Origin of the sequence: Streptomyces caelestis (assembly GCF_001279005.1) — a bacterium.
Classification (GTDB): Bacteria; Actinomycetota; Actinomycetes; order Streptomycetales; family Streptomycetaceae; genus Streptomyces; species Streptomyces heliomycini.
The window spans coordinates 175,277-192,708 of sequence record NZ_LGCN01000120.1 but is presented as its reverse complement, the minus strand read 5'-3'; the positions used below and the strand labels follow the sequence as shown (position 1 = coordinate 192,708).

The following is a 17,432-nucleotide window of genomic DNA, read 5'->3' as shown; positions in this document are numbered from 1 at the left end:
TCCGGTGTGGGCAGGTTCAACCTTTTCCGACCTCGGCCGAACGATGCCGGGCCGCCCCGGAGCCCACCTGACATGGCGCGGTTCTTGCCATGGGCCGGCGGTGAGGCGAGCGGCCGGCGGACCGACCGCGAGGCGCTGTCGAGCGTGAACTAGTGATGTCACTAGTCGGTCGCCGGAGGGGCACCGTCAAACCCGTCTCCGTGAGGCGGCCGTCCAGGAGGGGGCTGCGGTACCGGATATGACGAAGGCCACTTCCTGCGCGCCGCCCGCACGAGGGCCCGCGCGACGATCCGCCCCGATTTCCTCGACCGGGAGACGACCTCGCGGCCCGTCTCCGGGAGGACGCCGATGCCCAGGACACCGGCTCCCCTCGCGTGTTCGCCGGACCGGGACGTGTGAACGCCGGGCGGCGCCGGCGGCCGGAGGGGGCGGGCCGCCGTCCGGGCGGTCGTCGGCGGCGTGGCCGTCCGCACCGGCGTTGCGGTGCGGACGGCCGTGCGTGCGGTGAGGGCGCCGGCCGACGAGACCCCCTTCAGCGCACCGGAGCGACGACGTGACCTGTGCGGTCGTCATGTCCACCGCCGACCTGCGCCTGCACGACCAGCCGCCGCCGCGCGCCGCGCTCTCCTCGGCCGACGAGGTGGTGCCCGGCCCCCGGCGGACGTTCGCTCTCGTGCAAGCACCCGTGCACCGGTGGACTCCCGCCGTTCTCCGGTTCGTCCTACCTTCGGCGACCGACCGCACCTGGCGGACGGACCGGACGTGGAACGGCGATGAGCATGGACGAGCGAGCGGATGCGGTGGACCCCGGTCCGGGGCCGGGCGGCGGACACCTCGCGGGGAACACGGTCCCCGCCGTGCGCCGACGGCAGGCCATGACCGGCCGTGACCCCTGGGAGGCGCACCGGTCCGCCACGCCGCTCGAACTCTTCCTCGACCTCTGCTTCGTCGTCGCCGTGGCACAGGCCTCGGAGGGTCTGCACGAGGCACTGACGCACGGACACCACGCCTCGGGCGTCCTGCGTTTCGCGCTGGTCTTCTTCACCGTGTGGTGGGCCTGGATGAACTTCACCTGGTTCGCCTCCGCCTACGACCCCGACGACGCTCCCTACCGGCTCACGGTCCTGGTGCAGATCACGGGATCCCTCGTCCTCGCCGCCGGCGTCGGCCGTGCCTTCGAGCACGGGGACCTGCTCGTCATCACGCTCGGGTACGTGGTGCTGCGCACGGCACTGGCGGCGCTGTGGCTCCGGGCCGGACTCTCCGACCCCGGCCGGCGCAGGACGACGGTCCGCTTCGCCGCCGGGGTGACGTCCTGCCAACTCGGATGGATCGGGCTTCTGTTCCTCCCGGAACAGCTACGGCTCCCGGGCGTCGCCGTGATGATCGTGGCAGAGGTCCTGGTCCCCGCGTGGGCGCAGTCCGCCGGAATGACCCCGTGGCATCCGCACCACATCGCCGAGCGCTACGGGCTGTTCACCCTCATCGTCCTCGGGGAGTCCGTGGCGGCCGCCACGGTCGCCGTCCGGGGGGCGTTCGACCGGCATCACGGCACCGTCGCGCTGTACGCGCTGGCCGGCGGCGGCCTGCTGACGGCCTTTGCGATGTGGTGGCTGTACTTCACCAAGCCGGCGCACACGCTGCTCTCCATGACGCACCGGGCTCACCACAGACGTTTCACCTGGGCGTACGGTCACTACCTGATCTTCGCCTCGGCCACTGCGGAGGGAGCGGGGCTGGCCGCCTACGCCGACCATCTCACGCACCGTACCGGCACGTCGTCCGCGGGTGCCGCCATGGCGGTCACCGTCCCGGCCGCCGTCTTCCTGACCACCGTGTGGGCGGTACACCTGCGGCCGCACCAGAGGCGGACGGCCGAGTGCGTGCCGTTCGCCGTCGCCGCCGCCGGCGTCCTGCTGGCCTCGTGGTCCCCGGCGCCCGCGCTCGTCGCCAGCCTACTTCTGAGCGGTCTGGTCGCCGTGGTCACCGTGCGCCGGCCGGAATGAGACAAGCACACGCGAAGGCCGCGCGGACGTCCCTTCCGGGGCTCGCCGCGCGGCCTTCGCGTGTGCTGCCGTCGACCGCGGCACCAGGGGGTGGCGCGCGCCGCGTCACGGATCGGTTCCGCGGTTTCCCCCGCCCGGGGAACGACGACGGCGCGGGAAGCGCCGTCGGTCCCGACGGCCGTCGCCCCGGCCCGCTTCGCACCGAAGCGCTCCGTCTCCGGGTCGATCGTCTCGTCCGCGCCGGCCACGAGCGTCCGGGAAGACTCGGTCCGCCGCGCCGCGTCCGAGGCCCTCTGGGTGAACACCCGTGCGAACAGGGGCCCTTGCACACCCGTGCACCGGCTCCGACCCCGCCGTGCACGGTGGCACCCGCAGTGCGCTGCCGGACAAACTCCAGTGCGCTGACCAGAAACCGGACCGGTACGGCCCGACGTAGCGTCACCGACGGAGCGACCGCGGCACGTATTCCTCGTGCACCTCGCCGATGTCCCGTCCGGAGTCGAGCGCGCGGCCTTGGCGGAGATCCCACGCTGCACACCCTCAGGAGGTTGTCGAAAGGTGTCCACGATGCCGGTCGGCGGGCTGATTCCCCGCGCCACCGACGACGCGGCGGACCTCGTCGTCCGCAATGCCAAGATTCACACCGGTGACCCGCGCCTTCCCCGGGCGGAGGCGATAGCCATTCGCGACGGTGTCGTCACCGCCGTCGGCGACGACAAGGACGTGGCCGGCCAGGTGGGTCCCGCCACGCGCGTGGTCGACGCGCTCGGCCGCAGGATGGTCCCCGGTCTCAACGACGCCCACCTGCACGTGATCCGCGGCGGTCTCAACTACGTACTGGAACTGCGCTGGGACGGCGTCCGCTCGTTGCGTCAGGGCCTGGCCATGCTGCGCGAGCAGGCGGCCCGTACGCCCCGGGGCCAGTGGGTGCGCGTGGTCGGCGGCTGGTCGGCCGAGCAGTTCGCCGAACGGCGGTCGCCCACCGTCGCCGAGCTGAACGCCGCCGCACCGGACACCCCGGTCTTCGTCCTGCACCTCTACCAGTCCGCGGTCCTCAACCGCGCGGCCCTCAAGGCGGTGGGTTACGGCAAGGACACCCCGGAGCCCCGGGGCGGGCAGATCATGCGGGGCCGCGACGGCGAACCCACGGGCATGCTGCTGGCGGCTCCCAGCGCGCTGATCCTCTACTCGACGCTGGCCAAGGCGCCGGTGCTGGACGAGGAGCACCGCAAGACGTCCACCCGCCACTTCCTGCGGGAGCTGAACAGGTTCGGTCTCACCTCGGCGATCGACGCGGCGGGCGGGTTCCAGAACTTCCCCGACAACTACGGGACGGTGACGGAGCTGGCCAGGGAGGGCGAGCTGTCCCTGCGCATCGCCTACCACCTGTTCCCGCAGACCGCGGGGCAGGAGATCGACGACCTCACCCGGTGGATAGGCATGGTCCGGCCCGGGGGCGGCGACGCATGGCTGCGTCTCAACGGCGCCGGCGAGAACCTCACCTGGGCGGCGGCGGACTTCGAGAACTTCGCCCAGCCACGTCCCGAGCACGCCCCCGGCTACGAGGTGGAGTTCGAGAAGGCCGTACGCCTCCTCATGGAGAACGGCTGGGGGTTCCGCCTGCACGCCACCTACGACGAGACCATCCGCCGTGACCTGGCCGTGTTCGAGAAGCTCGCCGCGGAGGGCCTCTTCCCGGGCGGCAACCGCTGGCTGTTCGACCACGCGGAGACCGTGTCGGCCGACAGTCTGGACCGCATCGCCGCCCTCGGCGGAGCCCTGTCGGTGCAGAACCGGCTGTCCTTCCAGGGCGAGGCGTTCGTCCGCCGCTACGGGGCCGGCGCCGCCGCGGACGCCCCGCCGATCCGCGCGATGCTGGACCGGGGCCTGACCGTCGGCGCCGGCACCGACGCCACCCGGGTCTCCTCGTACAACCCGTGGGTCGCGCTGCACTGGCTGGTCACCGGCCGCACGGTCGGCGACCTGGCCGTCCGCCCACCGCACAACCGCGTCGACCGGGAGACGGCACTGGCGATGTTCACCACGGCCGGGGCCGCGCTCACCGGTGAGCAGGACCTCAAGGGTGTGCTGCGTCCCGGTTTCCTCGGTGATCTCACCGTGCTGTCGGAGGACTACTTCTCGGTCCCCGAACCGGAGATCGCGCACATCGAAGCCCTGTTGACGGTCGTCGGCGGCCGCATCGTCTACGCCGCCGGCGAGTACGAGGGCATCGACGAGCAGCTGCCCCCGGTGACGCCCGGATGGAGCCCGGTGGCCCGCTTCGGCGGCTACCAGGCGAGCCCGGTGCCGGGCGGGCCGGGAGTCCGCCAGGCCGAACTCCTCGGCGAAGCCGTCGCGGAGTCGGAGCAGCACCGCCGGTGGCGCGCCCGCCGCGGCCTCCTTCCCGAGCACGACAGCCCGGTCCTCGATCCGTGCTTCTCCCCCTGAGCCGGGCGTACCGCCTCCGGGCCCGGCCCCGGACCTTCCCTCCCGGATCGCGGACGACCGTCCGTGACCGTCGCACCCTCTCACCGAAAGGCATACCCATGGTCGACATCGCCGAGGTCACCGCTGCTCCCAGCCCCGACCTGCTGACCCCCGACAACTGCGCGGTGCTGTTCATCGATCACCAGCCGCAGATGTTCTTCGGCACGGGCAGCGGCGACCGTACCGCGATCATCAACGCGACGGTCGGTCTGGCGAAGGCCGCCAAGGTCTTCGACGTACCCGTCGTCCTGAGCACCGTGGCCGCCGAGTCCTTCTCCGGCCCGCTCATGCCGCAGCTGGCGGACGTCCTGCCCGACCAGAAGATCATCGACCGCACCACGATGAACGCCTGGGAGGACGTCGCCTTCGTCGAGGCGGTCAAGGCGACCGGCCGGAAGAAGCTCGTCGTCGCCGGCCTGTGGACCGAGGTCTGCGTCGTCCTGCCCGCGCTGTCCGCGCTCGCCCAGGGCTACGAGGTCTACGTCGTCACCGACGCGTGCGGCGGCGTCAGCCCGCAGGCACACGAGCACGCCGTCCAGCGGATGGTCCAGGCCGGCGTGGCGCCGGTGACCTGGGTGCAGGTGCTCCTCGAGCTCCAGCGCGACTGGGCGCGCACCGGCACGTACCCGTCCGTCATGGACGTCGTGAGGGAGAACGGCGGCACCTACGGTCTCGGGGTCGTCTACGCCCAGGCCGTCATCGGCGAGCACGCCGCCGGCTGACCCGCTCCCCACGGTTGACGACGGACGTCAGGAACAGGCACATGGCAATGGACGACGGACTGTTGGTGCTCCGACTGGTGGTGGGACTCCTCATCGCCGGGCACGGAGTGCAGAAGGTCAGTTTCCGGCTGGGGGGCAGCGGACTGGCCGGGGGAACCGAGGAGTTCCGCCGTGACGGCTTCCGCGGCGGGAGGCTCACCGCCCTCGCCGCGGGCGGCAGCCAGATCGGTGCCGGTCTGTTCCTGGCGGCCGGCCTCCTCACTCCCGTGGCGGCGATGGCCGCCGCGGGAGTGATGACGGTGGCCGGCACCGTCAAGTGGCACAAGGGGCTCTGGGTGCAGAACGACGGCTACGAGTACCCGCTGGTCCTCGTCACCGTCGCCGCGGCCCTCGCTCTCACCGGCCCGGGCCGCTGGTCGCTCGACCACCTCCTCGGGCTGCTCCCGTGGCCGCTCTGGGCCTCCCTCGCGGCCGTCGTCATCGGCCCGGGCAGCGGCCTGATCACCCGCTCGGCGCTGCGGCACGCGCCGGCCGCGGGTGACAGGACGGACGAAAGGACACCGCATGCGCGGGCTGCTGACTGACGCCACGCACACACTCGTCCCTCCGAAGGGCGACCCGCACGGCCCCCTGCCGCCGCTGATGCTGGTGCTGACGGTGGTGACCGGTCTCATCGACGCCGTGAGCTACCTGGCGCTCGGCCGGGTCTTCGTCGCCAACATGACCGGCAACGTGGTCTTCCTGGGCTTCGCCCTGGCGGGCGCGCCGGGGCTGTCCGTACCCGCCTCCGTCGTCTCGATGGTCTCGTTCCTCACCGGAGCTCTGGCGGGAGGGCGGTTCGGCATCCGGTTCGCGGCGCACCGCGGCCGGCTCCTGACCGCGACGACGGCCGCCCAGGCCGTGCTCGTCGCCGGCACCGTCTCCGTGGTCGCGATCGCGCACGGCGAGGTGTCCGGCCCGGTCCGGTACACCCTCATCGTGCTCCTGGGCATCGCCATGGGGACGCAGAACGCGGTCGCGCGACGCCTCGGGGTCCCGGACCTGACCACGACCGTCCTGACGCTCACCCTGACGGGGCTGGCCGCGGACTCCTCGCCGGCCGGCGGGGCCGCTCCCCGCCCCGGCCGGCGTCTCCTCTCCGTCCTCGCCATGTTCCTCGGAGCCCTCGCGGGCGCCCTGCTCCTGGGGCACACCGAGCTCCTCCTCGTCCTGGCTCTGGCACTGCTGCTTCTCGTGGTGACGTCGGTGGTGGCCCACCGCCTGTCGGCCTCCGCCCCCGCCTGGGCCGGGCCACCGTCATGAGGCTCGCGGACGGCTCGTCCTGGGCGCCGCTCGCGGCGCGCGTCTTCCGCGCGTTGTGGATCGCGCAGCTGGTGTCCAACACCGGCACCTGGATGCAGACGGTCGGCGCCCAGTGGCTCCTCGTCGGGCACAGTGCCTCCCTGATGACGCTCGTGCAGACGGCCGCCAGTCTCCCGGTCGTCCTGCTCGCCCTTCCTTCCGGTGTGCTGGCCGACCGCTACGACCGTCGCAAGGTGCTCCTGGCCGCCCAGTTCTCCCTGCTCGCCGTCTCGACCGCGCTGACGGTGCTCGCGTTCCGGGGCACGCTCGCCCCCGGTCTCCTGCTCGCCCTCACCTTCCTGCTGGGCTGCGGCACCGCGCTGACGGGGCCCGCCTGGCAGGCGATCCAGCCGGAGCTCGTGGAGCGCGAGCAGCTGGGGCAGGCGGCGGCGCTGGGCGCGGTGAACATGAACCTCGCCCGTGCCGTGGGCCCGGCCCTCGGGGGCGTGGTGGTCGCCGCGGCGGGCGCGGGCTGGGTCTTCGCGTTCAACGCCCTGTCGTACCTGGGCATCGCGACGGTGCTGCTGCTGTGGCGACGGCCGGTGGCCCCACGGCCCGCCGTCCGGGGCGAAGGATTCCTGGCAGCCGTTCAGGCCGGCCGCCGCTACGTCCGGCACGCGCCCGGAGTCCGCCGGGTCCTGCTGCGCACGGCCCTGTTCGTCCCGGGCGCGGCCGCCCTGTGGTCGCTTCTCCCCCTGGTCGCGAGCCGTTCCCTGGGACTGGGGCCGGGCGGGTACGGGGTCCTGCTCGGCGTCGTCGGCGTCGGCGCGGTGGCCGGCGCCTTCGCTCTTCCCGCGGCCCGCCGCGGGCTGGGGGTCAACGGCACCCTTGCCGCGGGCTCGGCGGTCTTCGCCGTGACACTGGTGGTGCTGGCCACGGCTCCTCCTCCCTGGCTCGCGGCTGCCGCACTGCTGCCCGCGGGTCTCGCCTGGATCGGCGTGCTGTCCACCCTCAACGCCGCTGTCCAGCAGCGGTTGCCCGGCTGGGTCAGAGGCAGGGGACTCGCCGTCCATCTCATGGTGTTCCAGGGCGGGCAGGCGCTGACCGCGCCGGTGTGGGGGGCGCTGGCCGACGGACCGGGACTGACCGTCTCACTGCTGATCGGCGCCGGCCTGCTGGTGGGCGGCGCCCTGAGTGTGCGTCGCCTGCCTCTGCGCGCCGCGGACGGGGACGACCCGAGCCCTTCCGACCACTGGCCCGTTCCGCCCCTGGTGTTCGAACCCGGACCGGCCGACGGTCCGGTCCTGGTCTCCGTCACGTACCGGATCGCTCCGCAGGACTGGTCCGCCTTCACCGACCGCATGCGGCACGTGGCCCGTTCCCGGCGCCGCATCGGAGCCCTGACCTGGGGTCTCTTCCAGGACGGCGATGATCCCTGCCGGTTCGTCGAGAACTATCTGGTCGCCTCCTGGTCGGAGCACCTGGCCCAGCACCACGGCCGGCTCACGGCCGACGACCGCCGCTTCGAGGAGCAGGCCCGCGAACTGCTCGCCGAAGGCGTCGCACCGGAGGTGACCCATGCCTTCGACGCGACGTCCGGGCCCGTCGTCACAGCCGGCGGGCATGACGCGGACGGGCCTCCGAGGACCGGTCCGCCGGCGGGCCGTCGGCGGTGAGCGCAGGCGTGCCGTAGACGCCGCGGCGCCTACGGCGGGGCCCCGCACGCTGCCGGGGCGGCGAGGACTGCCGGGACGTGCGCCACTCGCCGGGTGGTGCCCGGGAACGTCCTGCGGGAAAGGTACGACACCGGTGAAGCCGTACTGGTGGTCGCAGCCGAAGCGGTTCCGTCCGCGTCTTCACCGGCCCCTCCTGCCCTGGCCCGAGGACGTCACGGTCCTGGGGCCGGACGCGACCCGGCACGACCGGGGGCCCGGCGCGGCACGCCGCTGCTCGGAGGGCACGCGTTCAGTACTCCGCGCCGCAGGCCTCCAAATCGTGGCCGGCCCGGTCGTCGGCGCGGCCGTCCAGGCCCTCGGCGCCCCGGGCCCGACGCGGCTGCGTGGGCGGCGGCGGCGCGGGAGGAAGGCGCTCGTCGGTCTCAGGCGTCGAGGAGCCGTGCGGACGTCGGGGCCTGCCGCGTCGAGCGCCGGGCGCCGCGCCACTCACGGGGGGACATCCCGTAGGCGGCCCGGAACACCCGGCTGAAATGGGCGGCACTGGTGAAACCCCATCGGTGTGCGACCGCGGCGATCGTGGCGCTTGCGTGGCCCGCCAGGTCGCGTCGGCACTCCTCCAGACGACGTCGCTGGATCCACCGGCCGACCGTGGCGTCCTCGCTCTCGAACAGTTTGTGCAGGTAGCGCAGGGATATGTGATGGGCCCGGGCGATCGTCTGCGGGGTCAGACCGGGGTCCGCCAGGTGACGGTCGATGAACGCCTGGATCCGCAGCAGCAGGGCCCGGTTCCCGCCGGGCGTGTCCGCGGTCGACCGTCCGAGGACCTCGTCGGCCAGCACACCGAGCAGGTCCACGACATTGCGGGCCATCAGCTCGCCGGTGCGGGAGTGGTAGTTCCCGGCGCCTTCCACGAGCCCGGCCAGAAAGGGCGAGAGCAGACCGCCGAGGGAGGTGTCGGGGCCGAGCGGGCAGGCCGTGACGCGCGCCAGGTCGGCCTCCCCCAGGCCCAGTACGTCTCTCGGCAGGACGAGCGACTTGGTCCGGAAGGACTGGGGAAGGTCCAGTCGGAGGGGGCGCGCCATGTCGTAGACGAAGATGTCCCCGGGGCCGAGGAGGGCTTCACGACCGTCCTGTTCCAGGCGGGCCACCCCTCTTTCCAGCAACTTGACGACGACGTACTCGTCCTGGTCGTCCTGGCTGACGAGCCGGCGCGTGCGCAGGGCGGACAGGCAGTCGCCGTCGACCGTGACGGCCTGGAGCCGGCCGAGTGGTATCGCGTGGATCGCCCCGGAGTACACCTCATCGGGGACGGTCATGTTCACGGCGCCGAAAGTCCGGGACAGTGCTTCGCGCCAGTACGCCCGCCGGTGCGGGACGGGCAGTCCGTCGGTGGTGTGGAAGCTGCCGGGGACACTTCCCTCCTGAACATACGGCGCCATGGTCTCCGCCCCTCGACTGGTGTGTGCCTACCGCACCACCGTGCCAGCCGGCCCCGGTGCGGCACATCGCGCGAATCCGCTAGATCGGCGCGACGTGGGCGGGGGCGTCTCGCGGGCTCGCCCCTCGGAGCGTCCGGGCGCGGCGACCCCGCGTCGCGGGGCCGGCTCCGTCCGGCTTCGCCGTCTCGTACGGGTGCGCGGGACCTCCCGCGGACCACCGGCGGGGACCGCGGCGCCGAAGGGGCCCCGATCCGGATGCCGATGAGGTGGGCAGGCGCGTCGTGGCAGGCGTGACGAAGGCCGGCTGCGCCGGCCGCCCCCGTGGCGCCCCGGGGTGCGCTGCGGGACCCGGCCTCGCCGTCCCCCCGGCCGGTGTCCTCCCGGGGGACGGCTCAGTCGCCGGTCGCGATCCGCTGCGCGTCCCCGAGGGCTTCCTCCGGAGTCCGCTCCCCCGCCAGCGCCGACTGGACGGCGGTGTAGATCCCGGTCGCCGCCTCGGGCCACCTGACGCCGAGTTCGCCGGTGCGGACGCGCGCCGTTTCCACGCTCCTGGTGAAGACCGTCATGGACGGGTTCCGCTCGGCGTACCGGGCGGCCACCGCGGTGCGGGAGGGCACGGTGAAGTGCTGTTCGGCCAGGGTGAGCATGTTCGAGGAGTCGTTCAGGCAGGCGAGGACCCGGGCGGCCTTCTCCTGCCGGGCCTCGGAAGAGGTCCGCGGGACCGTCCACACCTCGCCGCCGAGGGGCGTGACCGGGGTCCGTCCCGCACGGGGAACGGGCACGGGGGCCACTCCCCAGCGCAGGTTCCCGTCCTCGTTCAGGGCCGGGATCCGCCAGGGACCGTTGATCATCATGGCCGTCCTCCCGGCGGCGAACTGGTCGTGGACGTCGGCCTGGGTCCAGTTCAGCACCGACTTCGACATGGATCCGCTCTCCACCAGGTCGACCCACAGCCGGAGCGCCTGAGCGGCCTGCGGGGTGTCCAGCTTCTTCTCGTGTCCTCCGTTGGACCACAGGAAGGGCAGGAACTGCCAGCTGCTCTCGAAGGTGGCGCTCGCGTCGACCGCCATGCCGTAACGCCCCGGGCCGGTCAACTCGGCTGCGGCGTCCTTCAGTTCACCCCAGGTCCGGGGGACCGCGACGCCGGCCTCGGCGAGCATGTCCTTGTTGTAGAAGAGGGCGACCGTGCTCACGTAGGGGGCCAGCCCGTAGACCTCTCCCCGGTACGTGCCCGCGGACAGGATGCCCTCGGCGAAGCCGCCGGTGTCGACGCCGTACCGGTCCAGCGGGGTCAGTGCGCCGGTCTGCGCGATCCGCTGGAGGTCGGGGTTGTCCAGCATCAGCAGATCGGGAAGGGTCCGCGAGGACGCCTGCCGCAGGACCCTGGGGACGAGCGACGCCGGCGGGACGCTCGTGTGCTCGATCCTGACGCCGGCGGTCCTGCCGCACGCGGTGAGCATCTCCCCCCACTGGGCGTGCTCGGACGCGTCGGTGTAGTAGTCGAGCACGGTGAGGGAGTCGGCCTTGTCCGTGCCGGACCCAGCGCCGGTCCCCCCGGCGCATCCGGTGACGACCAGTATCAGCGCCATGGTTCCGGTCAGGCGGGCGGCGATGCGCCGCCCCGGTCGTCGGGCTGCTGGAAACATGCTGGCGCCTTATCGGGTGACTGTCTGTGGCGAAGGCCGGTGTCGCGGATCGGCGGACCCGGGAGGCCGTGGGAGCGGCCTCGACGGCGCCTTCCGTCCGAGCGCATTCTAAGCACCCGGGCAGCGCACCCCCGCGGGGTGTCCGGAGCGGTGCCCGCCTGTCCAAAAGCCGAGTCGCGCACGGTCGTTGCCGCTGTGGTCACCGTCCCTGCCCGGCCGCTTCGCGGATCATCGCCGCCACGCCGTCGGGCCGCGACAGCACGACGGCGTGGGAACCGTCCAGCACGTGCTCGGTGGCCGCCATGCGTTGCGCCATGAAGCGCTGAGCAGCGGGGTGGAGTATCCGGTCGGCGGTCGCGACGGCGTACCAGGACGGTTTCGACGCCCACGCCGGCGCGCCCGACCTGTCGGTCAGGGCGGCGCAGGCGATCGGGCGTTGCGCCGCCGAGAGCACCTCCGCGAGACCGCGTGGCAGATCGGCGGCGTACACCTGCGGGAACCGTTCCCTGCGGAGGTACAGCTCGTCGGCCGGGTCATCGTGGATCCGCGTGGGGGCGGCGGCGGTGAAGGTCGCGTCGGCCACCGGAGTGGGGGCGAAGCGGTTCATGATGTCCAGGACGGACTCCCCCGCGTCGGGACCGAACGCCGCGACGTAGCACAGGGCCACGACGTTGTCGGCGTCGGCGGCGGCCTGGGTGATGACCGAACCGCCGTAGTCGTGACCGACCAGCACGACGGGTACGTCGAGGGCGCGCACCGTGCTCCCGAGGTGCGCGGCGTCCTGCGCCAGCCCCCGCAGCGGGTTCGCCGGGGCGCGCACGGTCATCCCGGCGGTCCGGAGGAGGCCGGTGACCCCCGCCCACGACGAGGCGTCGGTGAACGCACCGTGCACCAGCACGATGGCCGGCGGTACGGGACTGGATCCGTGCATGCCGGTGACCTCCGACCGGGTGAGGTGAGGTGAGGTCCCAGACAAGCGGGTCCGGGTGCGCCAGGGCATCGCGTGAACGTACCAACCCGTCCCCTCAGTCGTCGGGCAGGGCCATGACCAGGTTGGCGAGCTGCACCCGGGAGTTGACCGACAGCTTGCGGAAGACGGACGTCAGGTGGGTGTTGACGGTGTGGGGGGAGACCACGAGCAGGTCCGCGGCCGACCGGTTGGTGTGCCCCTGGGCGACGAGGCGCGCGATCTTCTCCTCCGAGGGCGTGAGCGCGCCCCAGCCCCGCACGGGGCGTTGCCCGGTCGCCGCGCCGCGGCCGCTCGCCCCCGCGTCCTCGAAGGGACCCCGCACCTGTGCCGCCATGGCGTGGGCGCCCGACTCGGCGAACGCGTCACGGGCCCGGGTCAGCGCGTCCACCGCCCGGCGTCTGCGGCCCGCGGCCAGGAGCGCCTGTCCGAGGTCCGCGTGCGCGGCGGCCCGGGCCAGGGGGCGAGGACTCGCGCCGAGCAGTCGGACGGAGTGCTCCAGCAGCTCCGGATCGTTCTTCACCAGCCCGAGGGCCTGCGCCGCGATGCCCGTGGCGGTCGGCACGGCGGGGTTGCGTTCGGCGTGGGCCACGGCCTGTGCGGCCAGGTCCCCGGCGAGTTCGTGGTCCGCGCCGCGCAGAGCCGTGCGTATCGCGCAGTCGACCCAGTCGCGCAGGAGCCGCCAGCGCATGAAGGGGCCCTGCCGCTGCACTTGCCGGATCCTGTCGACGGCACGGCCGATGTCCCCGTCGGCCTCCGCGTGGACCGCTTCCAGGAAGCGCACCGCGGCGGTGTTGCCCCGGTTCGGTTTGACCGCCAGCCGTTCCCGCGCCGCGGCCAGATGCTCCCGCGCCGCCGCCGGGTCGCCGCGCAGCAGGGCGAGCCGGGAGCGGATCACGCGGCCGTTCACCTGCTGGACGCACACCTGCACCTCGTCCTCCAGACGCTCCATGGTCTCGAAGTCGGCGTCGGCGTCATCGAGCCTGCCGCGTCCCAGGTCGTGCTGGCCCTGGGCCCACAGCAGCATGGCCTGGCGCGTCGCCCCGGCGTCCGTCGCCCGCAGGAGCAGTCGTTCACCGGACTCGAAGTCGTCCATGTGCAGGTGCGCGACGATCTCTTCGGGGAGGAAGGCGGAGTCGAGGGCGCTCAGCGCGGCGAATCGTTCCAGCGCGAGTGCGTTCTCCCCCGCGTTCTGCGCGATCTCGCCGAGCCCGGCCAGCGCCAGGACGTGTGCCTCCCGGTCGCCGACGGCGCCCGCGGCGCGCAGCGCGGTCTCGCCGGCCGCACGCGCCGCGACCAGATCGTGCTCCCGGGACATGGCCAGGGCACGCAGGCCGGCCAGCCTCGCCTCGATCTCCGGCGCGGTGCCCTCCATGGCCAGGGCGGCTTCGGCCCGGCGGCGCAGCTCGCTGGCGAGATCCAGGTTCCACAGCGTTCCGCCGAGGGCGGCCTGCAGCCGGCCGAACGCCTCCAACGGCGGCCGGTCGGCCAGGAGCCGGTCGCCCGTCGCCAGGGCCTCCCGGTTCCTGCCCGCCCGTGTCAGGCAGAGGATCGCCTGCTCCCCCACGGCGAACCGCAGCGGACGTGCCGACGGCACGAGCTCCAGTGCGCGCGTCGTCAGGTCGGCCGCGAGACCCGGTGTGACCGCCAGTACGGCGTCGGCCGCCTGCCGCAGCAGCGCCACGGCCTCCTCGTCCCCGGGCAGGGCGCCCCTGAGGATGTGCGGCACCGCGTCGATCGGCTGGCGCCCCGCGGCGACGAGGCCGCGGGCGGCCTCCCGGTGCAGCGCCTTCCGGGCCGACGGCGGGATGTCGGCGTAGACCGCCTGGCGCAGCAGGTCGTGCCGGAAGACCAGGTGGTCGCCGTCGTCGTCCAGGAGTCCGGCGCGCACGGCTTCTTCGAGCACCGGGATCAGCGTGGCGGCCGGCTGTCCGCAGAGCGCGGCGGCGGCGTGGAACTCGAACCGGCGTCCCAGTACCGCTCCCATCTGCAGGAATCGCAGTGTGCCGGGCCGCAGGGACCTGAGTCTGCCGCGCACGCCCACCACGAGTCCCGGCGGGACGAGGTCGTCCGATGCCTCGTCGGCCCGCAGCCCCGCGAGCATCTCGACGGCCAGGAACGGGTTTCCGCCCGCTCCTTCGAGCAGGCCCCGTACGCGTTCGCCGGCGGCTGCCCCGAGGGTGTCACCGGCCAGTTGGGCGATGGCCGCACCGGACAGGGGCCCCAGGGAGAAGGTGACCGTGGGCAGGTGACCGGTCGCGGCCGCGACGATCTCCTCCGCCGGACCCGCGGGTTCCCGTCGCCCGGTCAGCAGCCACAGCACGGGGGAGCTCCGAAGGCGTGCCGGAAGCTGTTGCAGGGCGAACCGGCTCAGCGGGTCGGCCCACTGCACGTCGTCCAGACCGATCAGTACCGGCACGCTTCCGGCTCTGGTCTCGATCGCCTCCGCCAGGCGCTCCACCAGCCAGATCCGCTGATCGTGGTTGCGGGCCAGATCGGCGAAGGCGTCGCCGGACAGCAGCGGCCGGTCGCCGTGCAGCACGGAGGCCGCCAACGACGAGAGCGGCACGATGTGATGCAGCTCGTCCGCCTTGCCGACACCCGCCGAGAATCCCGCTGCCACGGCCTTGGAGACCGCTTCGGCGAGCAGCGTGGTCTTGCCGATGCCCGGTTCGCCCTGGATGAGGGCCAGTCCGCCGCTCCCGGTGCCGGCCACGGAGGCGATCAGCGCCTCGAGCTCTTCGAGCTCGCTCTCCCGGCCGCGCAGACCGCTACGGGACAGCGGACCGCCTGTTCCCGCCATCTACGACCCGTTCCTCCCGCACGCGTCCGTCGCCTCCGGTCCCCGTCCGTGCCCACGGGGGACCGCTCTCCTCTCCGGGACGCGCTCTCCCCGCGCCCGGCACCGCGTCGCCGGAGTCGGGTGCGGCGCGGCCGTCACCGGCACGGCGAGCGCGGCGGGACCCCGGATCCGGCGGCAGCCCGTGCTCCCGCCCCGCGGTAGCCGGGCCGTGCCAATCACGTCCCTCGTGGGCGCCCTCCGGCCGGCTGTGTCCGGGGACGGACGGCCACCGCGCGAGCGGCCGGCCCGTCCGCCACGTCCGGCCGTGGCGGACGGGACGCCCCAGGTGGTCGGTCCGACGACCGTACGGCGGCTGCGGGGAGGCTACGTGCTGGTGGACCTTGTCCCACAGTGCACTCTAACCGTTCCCTGCGTGCACTCGGACCGCGGTGGCCCGGGCCGGGACGGTGACGCGGGGGGCGCCGGACGCGGTGGAAACGCCCTGCCCTCCGGCGTACGTCCACCGGCCGGCACTTCTGGGCAAGAAGCGGTGCACTCGGGAACAACACGGGGCCAAAGGCCCGCCTTAGCGTGATGCCACTCCGTGCCGCGCACCCCGCGAAGCCCCGGACATCGGCCGTCGAGGAGCCGATGCCGTCCGCACGACGCCCCGCCGCATCGAGCCGGGGCGCGCCCCGCGCGCACCGGTCACACCGAACGAAGGAAGAGACCTTGCCTTACATCACCGTGGGTCAGGAGAACACCACCACCATCGACCTCTACTACGAGGACCACGGGGCCGGGCAGCCGGTCGTCCTCATCCACGGCTTCCCGCTCGACGGTCACTCCTGGGAACGGCAGAGCGCCGTGCTGCTGGACGCGGGCTACCGCGTGATCACGTACGACCGCCGCGGGTTCGGGCGGTCCAGCCAGCCGACGACCGGATACGACTACGACACCTTCGCGGCCGACCTGAACACCGTGCTGGAAACCCTCGACCTGCGGGACGCCGTCCTGGTCGGCTTCTCCATGGGCACCGGGGAGGTCGCCCGGTACGTGTCCGCCCACGGCTCCGCCCGGATCGCCAAGGTCGCCTTCCTGGCGTCGCTGGAGCCCTGCCTGCTGAAGAGCGACGACAACCCCGACGGGGTCGCCCCCAAGGAGTTCTTCGACGGCGTCGTCGCGGCCGTCAAGGCGGACCGCTACGCGTACTACACGGACTTCTACAAGGACTTCTACAACCTCGACGAGAACCTCGGCACCAGGATCAGCGAGGAAGCCGTGCGCAACAGCTGGAACGTCGCGGCGGGCGGCGGCTTCTTCGCCGCGGCCGCCGCGCCGTCCACCTGGTACACCGACTTCCGGGCCGACATCCCGGCCATCGACGTACCGGCTCTGATCCTCCACGGAACGGGCGACCGGATCCTCCCGGTCGAGGGGACCGCGCGGCCGTTCCACAAGGCCCTGCCGTCCGCCGACTACGTGGAGATCGAGGGCGCCCCGCACGGACTGCTGTGGACCCACGCGGAGGAGGTCAACGCCGCGCTCCTCGCCTTCCTGGGGAAGTGACCCCGCTTCCGGCCACCCGTGGGGTCCGCCGGCCGGTGGCGCCGCTCCGGCGGAGTCCAGGATCCGCGCCGGACGGCGGGCGGCGCACCGGCTCCGGTGCGCCGCGGGGAGCCGGGGACCGTCCGAACCGTCCGCGTGCCGTCCACCGATGAGTTCCGGTGGGCGGCACGGTCGTATCCGGTGTACGCACCCGGATCCGGAGGACACCATGCCGCGGAAGATCACCGCCAGTCTGTTCATCTCGCTCGACGGCGTCGTCGAGGCGCCCGACCAGTGGCACTTCCCGTACTTCAACGACGAAATGGGAGCCGCCGTCGGCGCGAGCCTGGACACCGCGGAGGTCCTGCTCTTCGGCTGCAGGACGTACGACAGCTTCGCCGGCGCCTGGCCGGATCGGGAGGCGGCGGGCGGCGAGGACGCGGGCTTCGCCAAGCGGCTCGGCGACCTGCGCAAGATCGTGTTCTCGCGCGGCCGGCCCGATCTGGGGTGGCGGAACTCCGAGCAGGCGCGGGGGGATGTCGCCGAGGTCGCCGCCGCGCTGAAGAGCGAGCCGGGCGGTGACGTCTCGCTGAGCGGCTCGGTCTCCGTCGTCCGCCAACTGCTGGCCGCGGGTCTCCTCGACGAACTGCACCTCCTCGTCCACCCCGTCGCCGTGCGCAAGGGCATGCGCCTGTTCGACGAGGGCGAGCCGTCGATCCCGCTGAAGCTGCTGAGGTCGGAGACGTTCACGACGGGCGTGCTGAACCTCGTGTACGGTCCCGACACCGCGCCGCCGACGGGCGGTTACGAGGAGGCCGCCGCCACGCTCGGGGGGTGAGGGCCGCGCTGCGGCCCCGCCGTCCCCGGCTGGAGTGGAT

The 17,432-nt window shown here is 73.2% G+C and carries 12 protein-coding genes; 8 read left to right on the top strand and 4 right to left on the bottom strand.

Annotated features, from left to right (window positions below):
* The first annotated feature begins 779 nt into the window (after positions 1–779).
* The 6 genes from ADK41_RS12705 to ADK41_RS12680 all read left to right on the top strand — a co-directional run bounded on the left by ADK41_RS12705 (position 780) and on the right by ADK41_RS12680 (position 8,172).
* Positions 780–2,006, top strand: a complete 1,227-nt coding sequence (locus tag ADK41_RS12705; RefSeq protein ID WP_234318698.1) for a low temperature requirement protein A — start codon at positions 780–782, stop codon at positions 2,004–2,006.
* A gap of 567 nt (positions 2,007–2,573) precedes the next feature.
* Positions 2,574–4,454: an amidohydrolase gene (locus ADK41_RS12700; protein ID WP_234318706.1), complete on the top strand. Its 1,881-nt coding sequence runs from the start codon at positions 2,574–2,576 to the stop codon at positions 4,452–4,454.
* 98 nt (positions 4,455–4,552) lie between these two features.
* Entirely contained in the window at positions 4,553–5,215 is a 663-nt protein-coding gene (locus tag ADK41_RS12695) for a hydrolase (RefSeq protein ID WP_030824496.1), read from the top strand.
* 47 nt (positions 5,216–5,262) lie between these two features.
* Positions 5,263–5,799 (top strand): DoxX family protein, encoded by a 537-nt coding sequence (locus ADK41_RS12690; RefSeq protein ID WP_030824491.1) that lies wholly within the window; start codon positions 5,263–5,265, stop codon positions 5,797–5,799.
* Entirely contained in the window at positions 5,780–6,517 is a 738-nt protein-coding gene (locus tag ADK41_RS12685; protein ID WP_030824488.1) for a YoaK family protein, read from the top strand. The genes ADK41_RS12690 and ADK41_RS12685 overlap by 20 nt, the downstream gene beginning before the upstream one ends.
* The gene (locus ADK41_RS12680) at positions 6,514–8,172 is read left to right on the top strand and encodes an MFS transporter (protein ID WP_051843111.1); all 1,659 of its coding nucleotides are present in this window, start codon (positions 6,514–6,516) and stop codon (positions 8,170–8,172) included. Before ADK41_RS12685 ends, ADK41_RS12680 begins: the two co-directional genes overlap by 4 nt.
* Before the next feature lie 422 nt (positions 8,173–8,594).
* Here the strand turns inward: ADK41_RS12680 and ADK41_RS12675 are convergent, their stop codons facing one another.
* The 4 genes from ADK41_RS12675 to ADK41_RS12660 form a co-directional block, all read right to left on the bottom strand.
* The gene (locus ADK41_RS12675; RefSeq protein WP_051843110.1) at positions 8,595–9,611 is read right to left on the bottom strand and encodes a helix-turn-helix domain-containing protein; all 1,017 of its coding nucleotides are present in this window, start codon (positions 9,609–9,611) and stop codon (positions 8,595–8,597) included.
* Between the two features lie 392 nt (positions 9,612–10,003).
* Positions 10,004–11,257, bottom strand: coding sequence for a sugar ABC transporter substrate-binding protein (locus tag ADK41_RS12670; protein ID WP_078661903.1), 1,254 nt, complete (start codon positions 11,255–11,257; stop codon positions 10,004–10,006).
* A gap of 199 nt (positions 11,258–11,456) precedes the next feature.
* Positions 11,457–12,188 (bottom strand): alpha/beta fold hydrolase, encoded by a 732-nt coding sequence (locus ADK41_RS12665; protein ID WP_234318695.1) that lies wholly within the window; start codon positions 12,186–12,188, stop codon positions 11,457–11,459.
* A gap of 94 nt (positions 12,189–12,282) precedes the next feature.
* Entirely contained in the window at positions 12,283–15,027 is a 2,745-nt protein-coding gene (locus tag ADK41_RS12660) for a helix-turn-helix transcriptional regulator (RefSeq protein ID WP_030824480.1), read from the bottom strand.
* A 711-nt stretch (positions 15,028–15,738) separates the two neighbouring features.
* Between ADK41_RS12660 and ADK41_RS12655 the strand changes: the two genes are divergently transcribed.
* Positions 15,739–16,575 (top strand): alpha/beta fold hydrolase, encoded by an 837-nt coding sequence (locus ADK41_RS12655; RefSeq protein ID WP_030824478.1) that lies wholly within the window; start codon positions 15,739–15,741, stop codon positions 16,573–16,575.
* Positions 16,576–16,783: 208 nt separating this feature from the next.
* The gene (locus tag ADK41_RS12650; protein ID WP_030824475.1) at positions 16,784–17,392 is read left to right on the top strand and encodes a dihydrofolate reductase family protein; all 609 of its coding nucleotides are present in this window, start codon (positions 16,784–16,786) and stop codon (positions 17,390–17,392) included.
* The last annotated feature ends 40 nt before the right edge of the window (positions 17,393–17,432 follow it).